Here is a 16,105-nt window from a genome sequence, read left to right on the forward strand (position 1 = left end):
CGGCGCTGATTAGCCCTTCGCCTGTTGCAGAAATGCCGCAGGCGCCGGGCAATTTTGGGGGCCGCGCCTGCATCGACGTTCGTTGCGGGCGTCTCAAGCACCTTCTGAAAACCGGGCGGCAAACTCAGCAAAAAACGCACGAAAACGTGTTTTTCCGCTGGCTCCTTCCTGCCTGCGGCATCGACGTCCGGCGACAAGAAGTTCGCCCAGCGCGTTAGTGTGCACTTACTTTTTGCCTTCATGCGCCCGTCCTCGCCTTGACAAAGTAAACCGCCAAGTGCAGTTCCCCGCCCAACATTCTGGGGAGGTTGCCGTGAATCGGAACTTTATTTCTTTGCTTTCCAGCGGTGTAGCCATCACCGCGCTGATGTCCTTCGCTCCCGCCCATGCGCAGGACGCTGCGGCGGATGCATCCGCTCAGGCCCCCGCGGCCGCAGCGGCGGAACCCGTCTTTGACGAGATCGTCGTCACCGCGACGCGTGACACGCGCAGCCTTCAGGACGTGCCGATGTCGGTCAACGCAGTGACCGGCGAGCAGATTCAGAAGCTCAACATCCTCGACACCAAGGATATCTCGCGCCTGGCGCCCGGTCTTGAGCTGACCAACACCACCGGCCGCAACAACACGACCACGCTGCGCGGTATCGGCTTCGACCCCGATCAGGGCACCGATCCGACGGTCCAGATCTACCTCAACGAAGCGCCCGCGAACGCGCAGACCGTCTTCACGGCGATGTACGACATTGGCCAGATCGAAGTGCTGCGCGGTCCGCAGGGCCTGCTGCGCGGCCTGTCCTCGCCGGGCGGTTCGATCACCGTCACGACCCGCCGCCCGAAGTTCGACGATGTCGAAGGCTATATCCAGGGCACCGTTTCGGATCGCCATGCCTATAATGTGCAGGGCGGCGTCACCCTGCCCTTCAACGACAAGGTCTCGCTGCGCGTCGCCGCGCTGGTGGACGGCAATCGCGGCAATCAGGTCCGCAACGTCACCAACGGCGACTTTTCGCGCGGCAACACGCAGAGCGGCCGCATCACGCTGGGCCTGCGCCCGACGGAAGATTTCACCGCCTACCTCACCTATCAATATCTGCAATCGGACGTGCGCCAGTATAACCAGGTTTTCGGCGCGGCCAGCAGCTTCGGCGGCGTGCCTTCGGGTCCGGGCGATATCGGCGTCAGGGACCGGGTGGCGGTGGCCGATGGCCTGAACCGCTTCAAGAACGTCTCGCACATCGTCAACCTCAACTTCGATTGGGATCTGGGCTGGGCCAATCTGGCGGGCGTCGCCGCCTATCAGGCGACCGACCTCAATCAGGTGCGCGACACGGATGCGGGCAACGGCATTCCGGGCCTTGCGGTCGTTCAGACCACCCAGTCGCCTTTCCGTGTTCCCACCTTCGAACTGCGCCTGTCGTCCAATAATGACGGCATGTTCGGCTGGGGCCTGGGCGCCTTCTACCAGAAGACGACCGGCGACACCATTTCGACGCAGGACGCTCCGCAATTCTTCGTGCCTGCCCCGGCTGTGACCGGCACCTACCTGCCGATCAGTTCGGTCGCCACCATCCCGATCCATCAGGAAAATATCTCCTTCAACGCCAATGGCCGCATCCGTGCGGGCGGCTTCACGCTGGAAGGCGGCCTGCGCTACACGATCATCAAGGGCGTCCGCATCGCGGATGTCGTGACGACGTCGCCGGGCCTGCCGGGTGTCCCGGCGGGTGTTCCGGGTGGTCCTTTCGTGCTGTCGCAGGACGGCATTCCCGCTGGCCTGCGCAACCAGAAGAACAAGCCGCTGACCGGCGGCGCGACGCTGACCTATGAATTCAGCCCCGCGCTCACCGGCTATCTCGCCTATGGCCATTCCTACCGCGCGGGCAGCGTCGGCGTTGCGCTTCCGGTCGGCATATCGTCGGACCTGATCGCCACGCGGGGCGAGAAGACCGACAATTTCGAAGCCGGGCTGAAGGGCTCCCTCTTCAACCGCCGCCTGAACTTCGCCGTTGCTGGTTTCTACCAGACGTTCGACGGCTTCCTGTCGCGCTTCCCCGGCGTCTTCTATAACTGCGCCAACGTCTCGCCCGGCGTCTGCGGCGTCGTCGGCGGCAACCCCCCGGCCACGCCCATCAACAATGGCACGGACACTCCGGCCGTCGATGGCGGTTTCGACTTCAACTATAATGGCGACGCCACCGTGAAGGGCATCGAAGCCACGATCGACGCCCGCCCGACTGACTTCTGGGACCTGTCGGTTAACATGGCCTATGTGAAGGCCCGTTATAAGAATGGCGAACGCCTGCCTTGCAACGACTTCAACGGCGACGGCCGCCCGGACACCACGGGCAACGCGGCCATCACCGGCAGCGGCAATGTCAGCTTCTGCGAACTGTCGCGGCTCAGCGACACGCCGAACTTCAGTCTGTCGGCCACGACGGAACTGCGCATCCCGGTCGAAGGCGCTGTCGAGCCCTTCGTTCGCGGCCTGATCAGCTATCGTCCGGGCGTCTATTCCGAACGCCGCGACTTCGACTATCCCAGCCGCACCCTCATCGACCTGTTCGCGGGCGTGCGCGGCAATGACGGACAGTGGGAACTGACCGGCTTCGTCAAGAATGTGCTGAACCAGCAGCGGATCACCGACTTCCTGCCCGCGCCGCAGATCTCGACGCAGCTCGCCGGTACGGTCCAGTCGGGTTACGCGACGATCAACACCACCTTGCCGCGCGAATTCGGCCTGATCGCCAGCTTCCGCTGGTAACAGGCAGCGGGGCGGAGCGATCCGCCCCCTTCGCGTCACGATCAGGAGCTTGCCGCAGCGCGGCAGGCTCCTTTTTTTGTTGATGTCCGGTTCTTGAGGGGCCGCCACCCCCTTCGGCTGGCTCAACAAGCGATCATTTCAGAACAGCATCAGCCCCCGGTAAAGCCAGCAGGGGTCATAGCGCCTGCGCGGACTGTTGCTATTGTGTAACGGACGCCGCTCTGTTCATGGACCAGACGGTTCTTTGGTGGAAGAATCCTGCGTGGCGCATCGTCTATTCTACGCCACTTTGCATGATTCCCCATAACTTGAGGCTATTAAGACTGTTTTGACCAATGATCGCATAGAGGGGCGTCGCACAATATTCGCGTAGGAGAAGAAGGTGGGGCGGCCCTACGATCAGGACGAATGGCTTGAGGGCGAGCAGATCAGCCCGCTCGCCTTCGCGGGCGAGCGTAACGCCATCGTCCTGACGGACAGGTTTTCCTCCGGCACCATCCAGCAAGCTCTCCAGATCAGCGAGGAACGATATCGCTACACCGTCGCGCTGAGCCCGCTCATCCCCTGGATCGCCGATGCGGGGGGCGGCGTGATGGACATAGACGTGCGCGGCCTGGAAAGGACGGGCCTGTCCTACGAACAATGCATGGGGTGGAATTTCCTGTCGGCGATCCATGCCTCCGACCGCCCCCTTGTAAAGGCCGCGTGGGAAGAAGCCCGCCTGACGGGGCAGCCGCTCGATTATGAAATGCGGCTGCGTCAGCATGACGGCAGCTTCCGCTGGCAGCGCTGCCGCGCGGCGCCTCGCCGCCGGGCTGACGGCGGGATATTGTGCTGGTACGGCACGATCGAGGATATAGACGACCGGAAAATGGCGGATGAAGCCGTCCGCTGGTCAGCCGATCATGACGATCTCACCGGCCTTTGGAACAGGCGCGCGTTCATGGACGGGCTCCGCAAAGCGCTTGCGGGCGCGGAAGGCAGCGACGTCGAAATCGCCCTGCTGCTCATCGACCTTGACGGCTTCAAATCCCTTAACGACCGCCACGGCCATGATGCGGGGGACGGCCTGCTGAAGGCGACGGCGCGGCGATTGGAGAAGTTCGGCGCTGGCGACGCCCTGGCAGGACGGCTGGGCGGCGACGAATTCGCGCTGTTCATATATACGGCCGACCGGCAACAGCTTGAGGCGACGGTCGGCGAACTTCGGGAGGTGCTGACCGCGCCCTGCTCCCTCAACGGACAGGCGCATATTTGCCGCGCCAGCATCGGCGTCGCTCTGTATCCGGCGCACGGGAAGGATGCGGACGGCCTGTACAAATGCGCTGATCTGGCGCTGTACGAAGCGAAGGAGGCGGGCGGCGGCGTCCGCTATTTCAAGAGCGAGATGCGCGCCGACCAGCAGGTGCGCATGTCGGAACTGTCGATCGCCCGCCATGTTCTGGACCATGATCAGGTCCAGCCCTTTTACCAGCCGAAGGTCGATCTGCGCTCCGGCGCAGTCGTGGGGTTCGAAGCCCTGCTGCGCTGGAACGATCATATCTATGGCGTCCACACGCCAGCCATGATCCCGGCTGCGTTCGAGGATGCGGAACTGGCGATCGCCCTCGACCAGCGCATTTTCGAAAGGGTTGCCGCCGACATCGCCAGCTGGCGCAAGGCGGGCCTGGCGTCCGGCCGGATCGCGATCAACATTGCGGCGGTGCAGTTCGGCCAGCCCGACTTCGCGGACCGCCTTCTGGATCAGGTGGCCCGCGCGGGCATAGAGCCTTCCTCGCTGGAACTGGAAATCACGGAATCAGTGTTTTTCGGACGCGCCGTCCGCAAGATACTGGGCATATTCGAACGCTTGCGCGCGGCGGGCATGACGATTGCGCTCGACGATTTCGGGACCGGCTATGCGTCGCTGATCCATCTCAAGCAATTTCCGATCGACGTGCTCAAGATCGATTGTTCCTTCGTGCGCGCGCTGAAGGACAGCACCAACACCGCGATCGTGCAGACGGTGACTGACCTGGGGAAACGGCTGGGCATTACCACGGTGGCCGAAGGCGTCGAGACAGAAGCCCAGGCGGCCCAGTTGCGTCGCAAGGGATGCAATCTGGCCCAGGGTTATCTGTTCAGCCCCGCCATATCCGCGGATCAGGTGCCCGCCGTGCTTGCCAAACGGTATCCGGTGTGATCCTTCCAGCACGTTGACACAAATTCGGCAGGGTCAGCCGTCATTCGCCCATCGAGGCCGCCCTGCCTGACAGTTCCGCCAAATCCCGCTAGTTGCGAACACGCAAGGTCAGGAACCATTCGCGCGGACGGCTGAATACGCCGGAATAGATGGCTTCGGCATTGGTATAGCCCGACACGACCACCCTGCGATCGGCAATATTGGTGACGCCCGCCTGCACTTCATATCTTTCATCCGGTGAGCGCCAGGTGGCCGAGGCGTTGAAGTAACTGCCGCCCGGCGTCGCAAGGACCGGCGTGTTCGCTTCATCGTTGAATGTGCGGCTGGCATAGGTCCAGTCCACCCGCGGCGTGAAAGATCCGATGTTCGCGGTTTCGATCGTGTAAGCGGTGCCCGCCTGCGCCTGCCATTTCGGCGTATTGACGAACTTCTCGTCCCCGGAAAGGGGGACGCCGGGCAGAACGGACTGATATTCGGCATCCAGATAGCCCGCGCTGGCATCCAGCGTCCAGTTGCGCGCCGGAGCAAGATTAAGTTCGACCTCCGCACCGCGAATACGGCCATTGCCCCCATTTGCCGTGACGGGCGAAGCTCCATTCTGGAAGGTGAGCTGAATGCCATTATATTCCGTATTGAACAGCGCCAGGTTCAGCCGCACGCGGCGGTCGAACAGTTCAGACTTGAATCCGACTTCGGTCGTATACGCCTTTTCCGGGCCGAATGTCGGTGCGCCCTGCCTGACGGGCAGCCCGGTTACCGGATCGACGATGAAATTGGGCGCGGTCAGCCGCGTCGTCCAGCCGCCTCCCTTATATCCAGTGGCGTGGGAGGCATAGACCATCATGCGCTGGTTGATGTGATATTCAGCGCCCAGGCGGTAGGACAGGTTGTTGAATGACAGCCGGTTTTCACCAATGGGATAGAGCAGATAGGGGTCCGCCGGGTCGGGCGAAACCAGTGCTGGCGGCAGTTGGAAAAGACGAATGCCGAAGGCGTTTTCGTCCCGCTGCGTACCTGTGAAGCGCTTGCGGTCATGCGTATAGCGAATTCCCAGCGTGATGCCGATTTTATCGGGAACGATTTCGATATTATTGTGCATGAAGGCGGCGTAGGATTTTGTATCCCAGCGATTATCGGGCGAATAGACCTGGATCAATCCTCCGGTAAAGGGAACGCCTTCATCATGGCGTCCCCATTCATGGAAATAATAACCGCCCAGAACGAACTTCCATCGGTCCTGAAGAACATTGCCGACAAGCTGGACCTCTTCCGACAACTGGTTTTCATTGGTTTCGAAAGTGGGGTTCAGCGCGGAAAAGGGAGCGCCGCCTATATCCACTCCGAATTTGGATTCCAGCCGCCGGTAGGCCGTTATCGATTTCAGGGTCAGGTCACCCGTCAGGGCATATTCGATCTGGCCGTTGATGCCGTAATTGTCGATCTTGTTGAAATTGGCGCCGCTGGCATAGGAACGGTCCGGGTCGATGCTGCCGTCCGCTTTCCGGACGACATAGCGTCCATCATAGGGAAGATGCTGTCCGGCCTGGCTTTCCAGTGACGGCTGTGCCCCGGTGGGAGAAGCCGGGTTTCCGCGAGGACCGGCGCAAAGGTCCGCCACGCCCGCAGCCGGAGCACCCGCCATCGCGGCGACTGGCGCGTAGAAGCCGGGATTGCCGGAAATGCACGTGTTATAGAGCGCGACATAGGCATTCTGGTTGACCTGGAGCAGGGAGAAGGGCGTCGCCTGCTCATCGACGTTCAGATAATCGCCAATCAACCGGACGGTCAGGCGGTCGTCAGGCGTGAAAAGCGCCTTTACGCGAAATGCGGTCTGGTTCTGGTTGCCGGAGCGGCCCGGCCGGTCCTTGGCCGTAATGGGAAAGAGCAGCGCCTCATCCGTGTTCGTGTTTTGCGGCCCGCCCGATGCGCCGCCCGTCGCGAGCAGCCAGATGGGATTGTTGCCCGTGTCCCCGGCATAGGGAATCCGTTTCTGATAACCGTCCCGATGCTTGGTCGAAAAGGCGAAGCCAAGGCGGAGCACATCGGGAATGACCGGCGCTTCCAGCGACGCCCGCACGTCGATCCGGTCGAAACGGCCGGTCGTCACCTCGCCCTTATACTTCCACGCATTGCCGGGATCGGCGGTGACGATGTTGAGCGCGCCGCCGATCGTATTGCGTCCGAACAGCGTTCCTTGAGGTCCTTTCAAGACTTCGACCCGTTCAAGATCAAGCAGATCCACATTCGCACCAATGTTGCGGGCGAGATAGACATTGTCGATATAGACGCCAACGCCCGGTTCCAGATTGAAGGCGAAGTCATTCTGGCCGATGCCGCGAATATAAGTGTAGAGAGTCGAACTCGATCCGCCAAAGGCTCCCGAACTTTTCAGCGTTACATTGGGAGCCTGGCCGCTGATGCTGGCGATATCGGAGAGACCCTTGGCCTGGAGCGCATCCCCGGTGACAGCGGAAATCGCTATGGGAACATCCTGCGCGCTTTCGGAACGCCTCTGGGCCGTCACCACGATCTCTTGCAGCCCGCCGCTATCCTGCGCGGCGAAATCCTGGGCATGAACGGGCGCGCCAAGGACGAGCGCCACCGTCAGCGCCGAAGCGCCGTCAAAAAAGCCGATCTTCATTTCAACCTCCCCTAAGGCGGTGCTTATCCCGCCAGATTTATCGAAAATTCAGGTCAAGACATCGAGAAAGCTCTGCCGCGGCATGTTGTCGTGCGAGAAGGTGGCTCGCCCGATCTGACTGGTGTCCCAGGTAAGTTGCGGCGTATCGGGATAATGGACATATCCCCCCGTAAACACTTCATTGCGATTACCGGAAGGATCGAAAAAGTAGATCGTCGCACCCCGCGTCACACCATGACGATTAGGCGATACATCCACCGCGATATTATATTTGCCGATCAGGTCGCCCGCGTGAAACAGGTCGTTCACCGATTCCAGCAGGAATGAAATGTGGTGGAAGCGGTTACCATCCGGCTGCAAGACGAAAGCGATGTCATGCGGCTTGTTCGATCCGGTGAGGAAAATGGCTATGCGCGTCTCATCCTCATGACTGATCAGTTCCTCGCTGATGCTCATTTCGAAAATGGAAGTGAAGATCTCACGATTGCGCATGATCTCGGAACTGCCGAGTAGAATATGATCAAGCCGGATCACCCGCATGCCGCGAATATAGCCTTCATCGGGAATGGTCCCAGGATTATGTGTGGGCATGCCATTTCCGATCTGGTCCTTCTGCGCATATATTTGCATCAGATGGCCTGATGGCAGCCGGAACTGAATGCGCCGCCCGCTCCGGGGATAGGTGCCTGCCGGTATATGTTCGACCGTCAGGCCATATTCGGTCAGCGCCTTTTCGAACCGTTCCAGATCAGAGTCCGCATAGGTCTTGAACGCGAAATATTCGATGCCGGGCGTATCGCTCTGCATCAGGACGAGCGAATAGATGTCATGCTCGTCGGACGCCTTGTAATAAAGCTTGTCACGATCGCCCTTGTGCGTTTCGATCAATCCGATGCGTTCGCCATAATGGCGGCGCGCTTCGTCCAGGTCGAATACCCGGAGGCAAACCTCTCCGACACGCAATAATCCACGAATTGCCATTCACCCTCTCCCCGGCGTCATAGCGGCGGCGGCATAGGCGGCGATATCCTCGTCCTGCTCCTCGCTCCCGCCCGAAACGCCCAAACCGCCCGCTGCCTGGCCATCCAGTTCCAGCGCAACGCCTCCGGGCACCTCCGTCAAGCGCGGCCGCCGCAGCAGCCCTTCCCGCACCGCCCGCGACGATCCTGCAAGCAATATCCCGAACCCGCGCGTGGACATGGAAAAGCTGGCGGCCGTGTATGCCTTGTCGATGGCGAGATCGGCCGAACTGAGGAAAGCACCGGGCATCCTGATGAACCCGGCCAGGTTACCGCCGCCATCGACAATGGCGATATTGGCCTTCACGCCCAGCACCCCGGCTCTGGCGCATGCCGAAGACAGCATGAGTTCGATCGCCGGAAGGGCCGGCCCCGATATCGCGACGGCGGCGTTCATGCGGGCAGCCCCGGCCATGAACCGGCACCCCGGCGAAGCGGCATCGGCACGATCGTCATGTCGCTCAACGGGTAAAGGCGGCAGGACAGCCCTGCGCCCGAAGCCTGATCGGCGGCAGTGACCATTGCGCGGGACATGGGACCAGCGGCAAAGCGCCCGGCAAGCACCTTGACGCGGCAGACGCCGCAGCCGCCGTTCCTGCATCCGACCGGCAACAAGGACTGCCCCGACGCGATCATGGCCGCGAGCACATTCTCATCCTCCCGGCAAGTGAAGCCGCCCTTGCGGCCAAGCACTTCAATCCGGCATCCATCGCGCCGTATCTCTTTTACTTCGCCGTACATGGCCTATCCTCTCCCGGCATTTATTTGCCTGACTATCCAATATCATTATTATCAACAAATACTCTTTAAGGTCCTTGTTGATGCCCGAAGCGTATCACCTACGCTAACCGCTTGCCGCTGCCCGGACATGATTATGGCCGATCAGCCCCCGTTCCTTCGCCATGGTGAGCGCCGTGTCCTCGATCATGTCTTCCTGCCCGCCAATCATGCGCTGCCGGGCCAGTTCAATCAGGATGTCGCGCGCCGGGACGCCATATTTGCGCTGGCAATCCTTCGCCGGGTAAAGAAAGGTCGAATAGACACCGGCATAGCCCAGGGTCAGTGAATCGCGGTCCGCCCTGGGGGGCAGGGGCATCATCGGCAGGACGCGATCCTCGGCGACGTCCATGAGGCGGAAGACATCCACTCCGGTTTCGATACCCATGCGTTCGCAGACGGCCGCGAAAACCTCCAGCGGCGTATTGCCCGCCCCGGCGCCGAAACCTGCCGCCGATCCGTCGATACGATCCGCGCCGGACGCGACGGCCGCCAGGGAATTGGCGATGCCCATTCCCAGATTGTGATGCCCGTGGAATCCGATTTCGGTTGCAGGCTGCAAGGCGGCGCGCATGGCCGTGATCCGCGCGCTTACCTCATCGGGCAGCATATAACCGGCGCTGTCGGTGCAATAGACCGTCTCTGCGCCATAGCTCTCCATCAGCAGCGCCTGCTCCACCAGGGCGTCGGCCGGGGTCATATGCGCCATCATCAGGAAGCCGACCGTGTCCATGCCCAGCTCGCGCGCCAGGCCGATATGCTGTTCCGACACGTCAGCTTCGGTGCAATGGGTCGCGACATGGACGCATGATGCGCCGCAATCAGCCGCCATGCGCAGTTCGTCCAGCGTCCCGATGCCGGGGACATGAAGCACCGAAATCCTCGCCTTCTTCATCCGCGGCGCGACCGCGCGCAGATATTCCTCGTCGCTGTGGCGCCCCCGGCCATAGTTTAGCGAAGACCCGCCAAGGCCGTCCCCATGCGTCACCTGGATCAGCGGAACGCCCGCATCGTCCAGGCCGGTGGCAACATCGATCATCTGTTCAATGCTGATCTGGTGCCGCATCGAATGCATGCCGTCGCGCAGGCACATATCATGCAGCTTGACCCTGCAGCCACGGACCTCTTGCTCCTGCGTCATCAGGCGGCCTCCCCGGCGATCAGGGGAGCAAGGACGATTTTCCCGTCCAATATCTCCCGCGCGAACATTTCGGCGGCGCGAGCGGCAGCGGCCGTCATGATATCAAGGTTCCCGGCATAGGCGGGCAGGAAGTCGCCCAGCCCTTCCACCTCCAGGAAGATGGAGACCTTTCGCCCATCAAATGCCGGGCCGTTCTTCAGCCGGTATCCCGGCACATATTTCTGCACCTCGGCGATCATGTCATGCACCGAACGGGTGATGGCCGCTTGATCGGGATCGTCCTGCGTTTCGCAATAGATGGTGTCCCGCATCACCAGCGGCGGTTCGGCGGGATTGATGACATTGATCGCCTTGCCGCGCCGGGCGCCGCCGACCTTGGCCACGGCGCCGGAAGTCGTCCGCGTGAATTCGTCGATATTCTTGCGCGTTCCCGGACCGACCGACTTCGAAGCCACCGTCGCGATGATCTCGGCATAATCGACCGGCTGGACGCGGCTGACCGCATGGACCATCGGAATGGTCGCCTGCCCGCCGCAGGTCACCATGTTGACATTCATGACCCGCCGGTCCGCGAGGCTGGCGAGATTGACCGGGGGAACGCAATAGGGACCGATCGCGGCGGGCGTCAGGTCGATCATCAACACACCCAACGCGTTGAGCTTGCGGCTGTTTTCGGCATGCACATAGGCAGACGTGGCGTCAAAGGCGATCTGGACGCCATCCGCCCCCACATATGGCACCAGTCCATCGACGCCCTGATCGGTGGTCTTCAGGCCCAGCGCTTTGGCCCTTGCCAGCCCTTCCGATGCCGGATCGACGCCCACCATCCATATCGGATCGAGCAGTTCGGAACGCAGCAGCTTGTAGAGCAGATCGGTGCCGATATTGCCCGGCCCGATGATCGCGCATTTGATCTTCGTCATTTCATTGGTTCCTCAAGCGCGTCTTCCGCACGCTCGGCAAATGTCACCCCGGCGACTGCATAATTGTCGAGCGGCGTTTCCTGGATCACGATCCTCACCTGTTCAGGTCTCGCCCCGACCGCGCTGATGGCGGCTGCGGTGAGCGCGCGGCAAAGGTCGCGCTTCTGTTCTCTGGTGCGCCCTTCAGCAAGCACCACTGAAATTATCGGCATCCTGTCTTCACCCTGTTATTTCTTTGCCGAAGATCTGGCGCGCGATGATCCACTTCTGGATCTCGTTCGTACCCTCATAGATTTCGGCGATCTTCGCATCGCGGTAGATCTCGCTCACATGCGCATGGCTGCCGTCATTGCCGAGTTCACGCAGAAAGCCGTAGCCGCCGAAGATCTGCACCGCTTCCCGCGCGAACTCGCCCGCAAGTTCCGTGGCATAATATTTCGCCATGCCCGCTTCGGGCTCCGGGAAAACAGTACCGGCGTCCCTGCGCAATGCCGCTTTCAGATACAGGTTGCGCGCATTTTCGATCGCGGTCGCCCGCTCCGCCATGCGGAATTGCCAGTGCTGAAATTGTCCCAGCTTCTTGCCGAAAGCCCGGCGTGTCGCCAGCCTGTCCACGCAATGGTCGAACAGCGATTGGGCCAGTCCCGTGCCAGCGGCGGCTATGCCGATCCTTCCATATGTCAGTGTCTGGAGCGCGACTCTCAAACCCTTTCCCCGCTTTCCCAGAAGATTGGCGGCAGGAACGAAGACATCGTCAAAATGGATGTCAGCCGTTAGCTGGCCATTATTGCCGATCTTGCGGTCAGGCCTGCCAACCATCACGCCCGCACTGGACATATCGATGACCAATTCTGTCATGCCCTGCCCATCCCGGCACAGCAGCACCACGAAGCCAGCGACCGGGGAGTTGGTGATGAAGCGCTTGTGGCCCCTGACGCGGAAGCCGCCATCCACCTCGACCGCTTCCGTCACCATGGAGGACAGGGACAGGTCGGTGGACGCTTCAGGCTCGGTCGTTGCGAAGGAACCGACGATCCTGCCTTCCAGCAACGGCGTCAGATATTGACGGTGAAGATGGTCCGAACCCTGCGCCAATGCCTGACCGGCCAGAATGCAATGCACATCGTAGATGGCGCCGACGGACGCCGAATAATAGGACAGTTCCTCGATCACCGCGGCAGTCGCGGCTGCCGGATGCTCCAGTCCCCGGCCGCCCACACTTGCCGGGAAGGGAATGCGGAACAGTCCTTCGGCGGCCATCGCCTGGAACACATCGTGCGGGAAATGATCCACGCATTCTTCCGCATCGCCAATCGCACGGGCACGCGGGGCGACAACCCGCTCGGCAAAGGCCCTGACCTCCGCGCGCACCTCCCGCACATCGGCAGGGCTCATCCAGTCATTATAGAGCCCCGGTTCCTTGCGCGCAGGCCATGACTGGCTGCCCGCCCGCGCGTCCTGTCTGGCCGCATTCCGTTCCATCATCGTTCCATCCTTACGGAAATCGCGCCCATGTCCTGAAAGCGCGCGGCAATGGCATCGCCCTTCGTTACGGTGATCGCCTCGGTCGCGCCGCCGGTCAGGACGATCGACCCCGCTGGCAGCGTGCGTCCCCGCGCATGAAGCCAGGCAACGAGCATCTGTACCGCCCGCGCCGGATGACCCAGCACGGCCCCGGACGACGCCATTGCGGCAACTTCGCCATTTCTCTCCAGCAGGATGCCGATCGTCCGCAGGTCGAGTTCCTGCGGCCTGCGCGGCCTTCCACCCAACAGGAAGCGTGCCGAGGAGCCGTTGTCGGCGATGACGCTGACCAGGTCGAATTTGAACTTTTCAAAGCGGCTGTCGATGATCTCCAGCGCGGGCTGCACGAAATCGGTCGCAGCGATGACGTCGCCGATGGAAACCGCCGCGCCTGCCAGTTCGTCCTTCATGACAAAGGCTATTTCCGCCTCCGCGCGCGGATGGATCAGCTTTCCGGTGGGGATGATCCCGCCATCGGCATCGATCGTGTCCGCCATGAGCAGGCCGAATGACGGTTCGGACACCCCCATCTGGTCCATCTTGGCCTTGGACGTGAGCCCCGCCTTGTAGCCTGCGAGAACCCGCCCTTCGGCCTGCCAGCGCGCGAGCAGCGCATCCTGCACGGCATAGCTGTCGGCCACCGTCATGCCGGGATAATCATCGGTCAGCTTCGCGATAGTATGTGGCGCCGCCTGCGCAGCCGCCACGATGCCGGTCAGCTTCTCTATGGCGGCCGCGTCAAGCATGCACCCCTCCGCGCGTGAAGTTGATGCTGCATGACCCCACCCCGCCGATCGTGGCTACGAGCAGGCCGCCGTCGCTTACAGGCAGGAGCGGGCCGAGAGAACCGGACAGGATGACCTCTCCAGCGCGAAAGGGGATGCCAAGCTGCCCCAGCCTGTTGGCAAGCCAGGCGACGGAATTGAGCGGCGATCCCTGCACTGCGGCCCCGACGCCGGATGCGACCGCCTCTCCATCCCTTTCGACCAGCAGCCCTGCCAGCGTCAGATCGACGTCGCGCGGATCCGCCTTGTCCTCTCCCAGCACATAGACGCCGCAGGAGGCGTTGTCGGCAACCGTGTCCTCGATCTTGATGTCCCAGCCGCAGATCCGGCTGTCGACGATTTCGAAACAGGTCCGCACATGATCGGTCGCGCGCAGGACGTCCGTGGCGGTAATCCCCGGCCCTTTCAGGTCCCGCTTCAGCACGAATGCGATTTCCGCTTCCGCCCGCGGCTGGATCAGGCTGTCGAGATCGATGGCCGCTCCATCCTCAAAGGCCATGGCGGATGTGAGCTGGCCGAAATCCGGTTCGAACACGCCAATGGCCTCTTGTATGGCCCGCGACGTGACGCCGATCTTCTTGCCGACGATCGCCTCGCCCGCCCGGACGCGCCGCTCCACGAAATGCGCCTGAATATGATAGGCATCGGTGATCGTGATCCCCGCAACCCGATCGCGCAGGTTGGGGACGGTGGTCCGGTTCAGGAAGGCGTCGTATAGCTCGTCGCCATGGCGTTCCACGGCCGTCTGCTCCAGCGTCCGCGTCACAGCTTCACGCAGATGTTGCGAAGTTCGGTATAGAATTCCAGGCTGTGAACGCCGCCTTCCCGGCCAATGCCCGACTGCTTGGTTCCGCCAAAAGGCGTGCGCAGATCGCGCAGGAACCAGCTATTGACCCAGGTGACTCCGGCCTCCACCGCAGCCGCCACGCGATGCGCGCGCGCAAGGTCACGCGTCCAGATCGTGGCGGCAAGGCCGTAGGGCGTGTTGTTGGCCACGGCCACCGCTTCGGCTTCCGTGTCGAACGGGCGTATGTGACAGCAGGGGCCGAAAATCTCTTCGTTCACGACGGGGCTGTCATCGGGAAGGCCGGTCCAGATCGTCGGCTGAACCCATGCTCCCCCGGCCAGTTCGGCGGGCATGCCCGGAATGCCGCCGCCTGTCACGATCGTGGCGCCATCCGCCCGCGCGCGCTCATAATAGGACAGCACCTTGGCCCGGTGCTCATGCGAGATGAGCGGGCCCAGGCTGGTCGCGGCGTCGTCCGGGTGCCCCGGCCGAAGCGCCTCGACCTTCGCCTTGAGCGCAGCGGCGAAGCGATCGAACAGCGGACGCTCGACCAGCACTTTTTCGGTGCCAAGGCAGACCTGACCGCAGTTCAGGAAAGCGGACCGCATGATGGTGTCGACCGCGCCGTCAAGGTCCGCGTCGGCGAAGATGATCGCGCTGTTCTTGCCCCCCAGTTCGAACGAAACGTCCCGCATGCCTTCGGCCGCAGCCTTCATGATGGCCGTGCCCGTACGCGTCTCGCCGGTGAAAGTGATGGCGTCGACGCCGGGATGGCTGGTCAGGAAAGCGCCCGCGGAATCCGGCCCGAAGCCATGGACGACATTATAGACGCCCTTGGGTATGCCCGCTTCCGCCATGACTTCTCCCAGCAGCGTTGCGCTGCCCGGCGTTTCCTCCGACGGCTTGACGACGACGGTGTTGCCGCAGGCAAGCGCTGGCGCCACTTTCCATGTCATCAGCAGCAGCGGCGCATTCCATGGACAGATGACAGCGATGACGCCCTTGGGCTTGCGGATCGCATAGTTGATGGCACCACCGCCATCGGGCGTTGACGTCTGGAAACTTTCCGCGCCTATATTCCTGACGAGGTCCGCGAAGGCTTTGAAGTTGGCGGCGCCGCGCGGCACGAAAGCATGAGCCATCATGGATCGCGGCTGGCCGGTGTCCGCCATTTCGGCGGCAACGAAATCGTCGAAGCGCCGGGTGATGCCATCGGCAACCGCGCGGACCAGATCGCAGCGCTCGTCCGTCGACAGCGCGCCCCATGGCCCGTGAAGCGCCTGCCGCGCCGCCATGACGGCGGCATCGACGTCCGCACGTCTCCCTTCGGCCACTCGACCGATGAGCGTGCCATCGTGCGGACGCCGATTTTCGAATGACACCTGGCCCACGCTTTCGACGAAACGTCCGTCGATAAAGTGCCTGAAGGCAATCTCCTGCCCGCTTCCCCCAGGTGATCGCACAAGCTCTGCTGCCTGATCCAAGGTCATCCTCCATCAGGAGCGGCTTGATTGATCCGCTCCCTGTCCAATCGAACTAGACCTGTGCGGTGAAACCGTCCAATA

General features: G+C 62.1%; 13 protein-coding genes. 2 read left to right on the plus strand and 11 right to left on the minus strand.

The features are described 5' to 3' along the window. The first annotated feature begins 313 nt into the window (after positions 1–313). Together ET21_RS0111955 and ET21_RS0111960 are read left to right on the plus strand one after the other, a co-directional pair. The gene (locus ET21_RS0111955) at positions 314–2,761 is read left to right on the plus strand and encodes a TonB-dependent receptor (RefSeq protein WP_223308010.1); all 2,448 of its coding nucleotides are present in this window, start codon (positions 314–316) and stop codon (positions 2,759–2,761) included. Positions 2,762–3,143: 382 nt separating this feature from the next. Continuing rightward, a complete protein-coding gene (locus ET21_RS0111960; protein ID WP_051768153.1) occupies positions 3,144–4,943 on the plus strand; it encodes a bifunctional diguanylate cyclase/phosphodiesterase in 1,800 nt (599 codons plus the stop codon). Positions 4,944–5,031: 88 nt separating this feature from the next. Here the strand turns inward: ET21_RS0111960 and ET21_RS0111965 are convergent, their stop codons facing one another. The 11 genes from ET21_RS0111965 to ET21_RS0112015 all read right to left on the minus strand — a co-directional run bounded on the left by ET21_RS0111965 (position 5,032) and on the right by ET21_RS0112015 (position 16,030). Then, positions 5,032–7,584, minus strand: coding sequence for a TonB-dependent receptor (locus ET21_RS0111965; RefSeq protein WP_030539886.1), 2,553 nt, complete (start codon positions 7,582–7,584; stop codon positions 5,032–5,034). 48 nt (positions 7,585–7,632) lie between these two features. Next, positions 7,633–8,565: a catechol 2,3-dioxygenase gene (locus ET21_RS0111970; RefSeq protein ID WP_030539887.1), complete on the minus strand. Its 933-nt coding sequence runs from the start codon at positions 8,563–8,565 to the stop codon at positions 7,633–7,635. Next, complete coding sequence (locus ET21_RS0111975) at positions 8,566–9,000, minus strand: heme-binding protein (RefSeq protein ID WP_030539888.1); 435 nt, start codon at positions 8,998–9,000, stop codon at positions 8,566–8,568. Further along, a complete protein-coding gene (locus ET21_RS0111980) occupies positions 8,997–9,344 on the minus strand; it encodes a 2Fe-2S iron-sulfur cluster-binding protein (protein ID WP_051768154.1) in 348 nt (115 codons plus the stop codon). Before ET21_RS0111980 ends, ET21_RS0111975 begins: the two co-directional genes overlap by 4 nt. A gap of 103 nt (positions 9,345–9,447) precedes the next feature. Further along, on the minus strand, positions 9,448–10,521 hold the full coding sequence (gene dmpG, locus ET21_RS0111985; protein WP_051768155.1) for a 4-hydroxy-2-oxovalerate aldolase: 1,074 nt from the start codon (positions 10,519–10,521) through the stop codon (positions 9,448–9,450). After that, positions 10,521–11,444: an acetaldehyde dehydrogenase (acetylating) gene (locus ET21_RS0111990; protein ID WP_030539891.1), complete on the minus strand. Its 924-nt coding sequence runs from the start codon at positions 11,442–11,444 to the stop codon at positions 10,521–10,523. The genes dmpG and ET21_RS0111990 overlap by 1 nt, the downstream gene beginning before the upstream one ends. After that, positions 11,441–11,656: a 2-hydroxymuconate tautomerase family protein gene (locus ET21_RS0111995; RefSeq protein ID WP_030539892.1), complete on the minus strand. Its 216-nt coding sequence runs from the start codon at positions 11,654–11,656 to the stop codon at positions 11,441–11,443. The genes ET21_RS0111990 and ET21_RS0111995 overlap by 4 nt, the downstream gene beginning before the upstream one ends. Positions 11,657–11,663: 7 nt before the next feature. Beyond that, positions 11,664–12,929, minus strand: a complete 1,266-nt coding sequence (locus ET21_RS0112000) for an acyl-CoA dehydrogenase family protein (RefSeq protein ID WP_202807129.1) — start codon at positions 12,927–12,929, stop codon at positions 11,664–11,666. Next, positions 12,926–13,714 carry a fumarylacetoacetate hydrolase family protein gene (locus ET21_RS0112005; RefSeq protein WP_030539894.1) on the minus strand — a complete coding sequence of 263 codons (789 nt, stop codon included), beginning with the start codon at positions 13,712–13,714 and terminating at the stop codon, positions 12,926–12,928. The genes ET21_RS0112000 and ET21_RS0112005 overlap by 4 nt, the downstream gene beginning before the upstream one ends. Beyond that, positions 13,707–14,519 (minus strand): fumarylacetoacetate hydrolase family protein, encoded by an 813-nt coding sequence (locus ET21_RS0112010; protein WP_272945212.1) that lies wholly within the window; start codon positions 14,517–14,519, stop codon positions 13,707–13,709. Before ET21_RS0112010 ends, ET21_RS0112005 begins: the two co-directional genes overlap by 8 nt. Beyond that, positions 14,516–16,030, minus strand: coding sequence for a 2-hydroxymuconic semialdehyde dehydrogenase (locus ET21_RS0112015; RefSeq protein WP_081856707.1), 1,515 nt, complete (start codon positions 16,028–16,030; stop codon positions 14,516–14,518). The genes ET21_RS0112010 and ET21_RS0112015 overlap by 4 nt, the downstream gene beginning before the upstream one ends. Between the last annotated feature and the right edge of the window lie 75 nt (positions 16,031–16,105).

The sequence above is a fragment of the Sphingobium sp. DC-2 genome, from assembly GCF_000722555.1.
GTDB lineage: Bacteria > Pseudomonadota > Alphaproteobacteria > Sphingomonadales > Sphingomonadaceae > Sphingobium > Sphingobium quisquiliarum.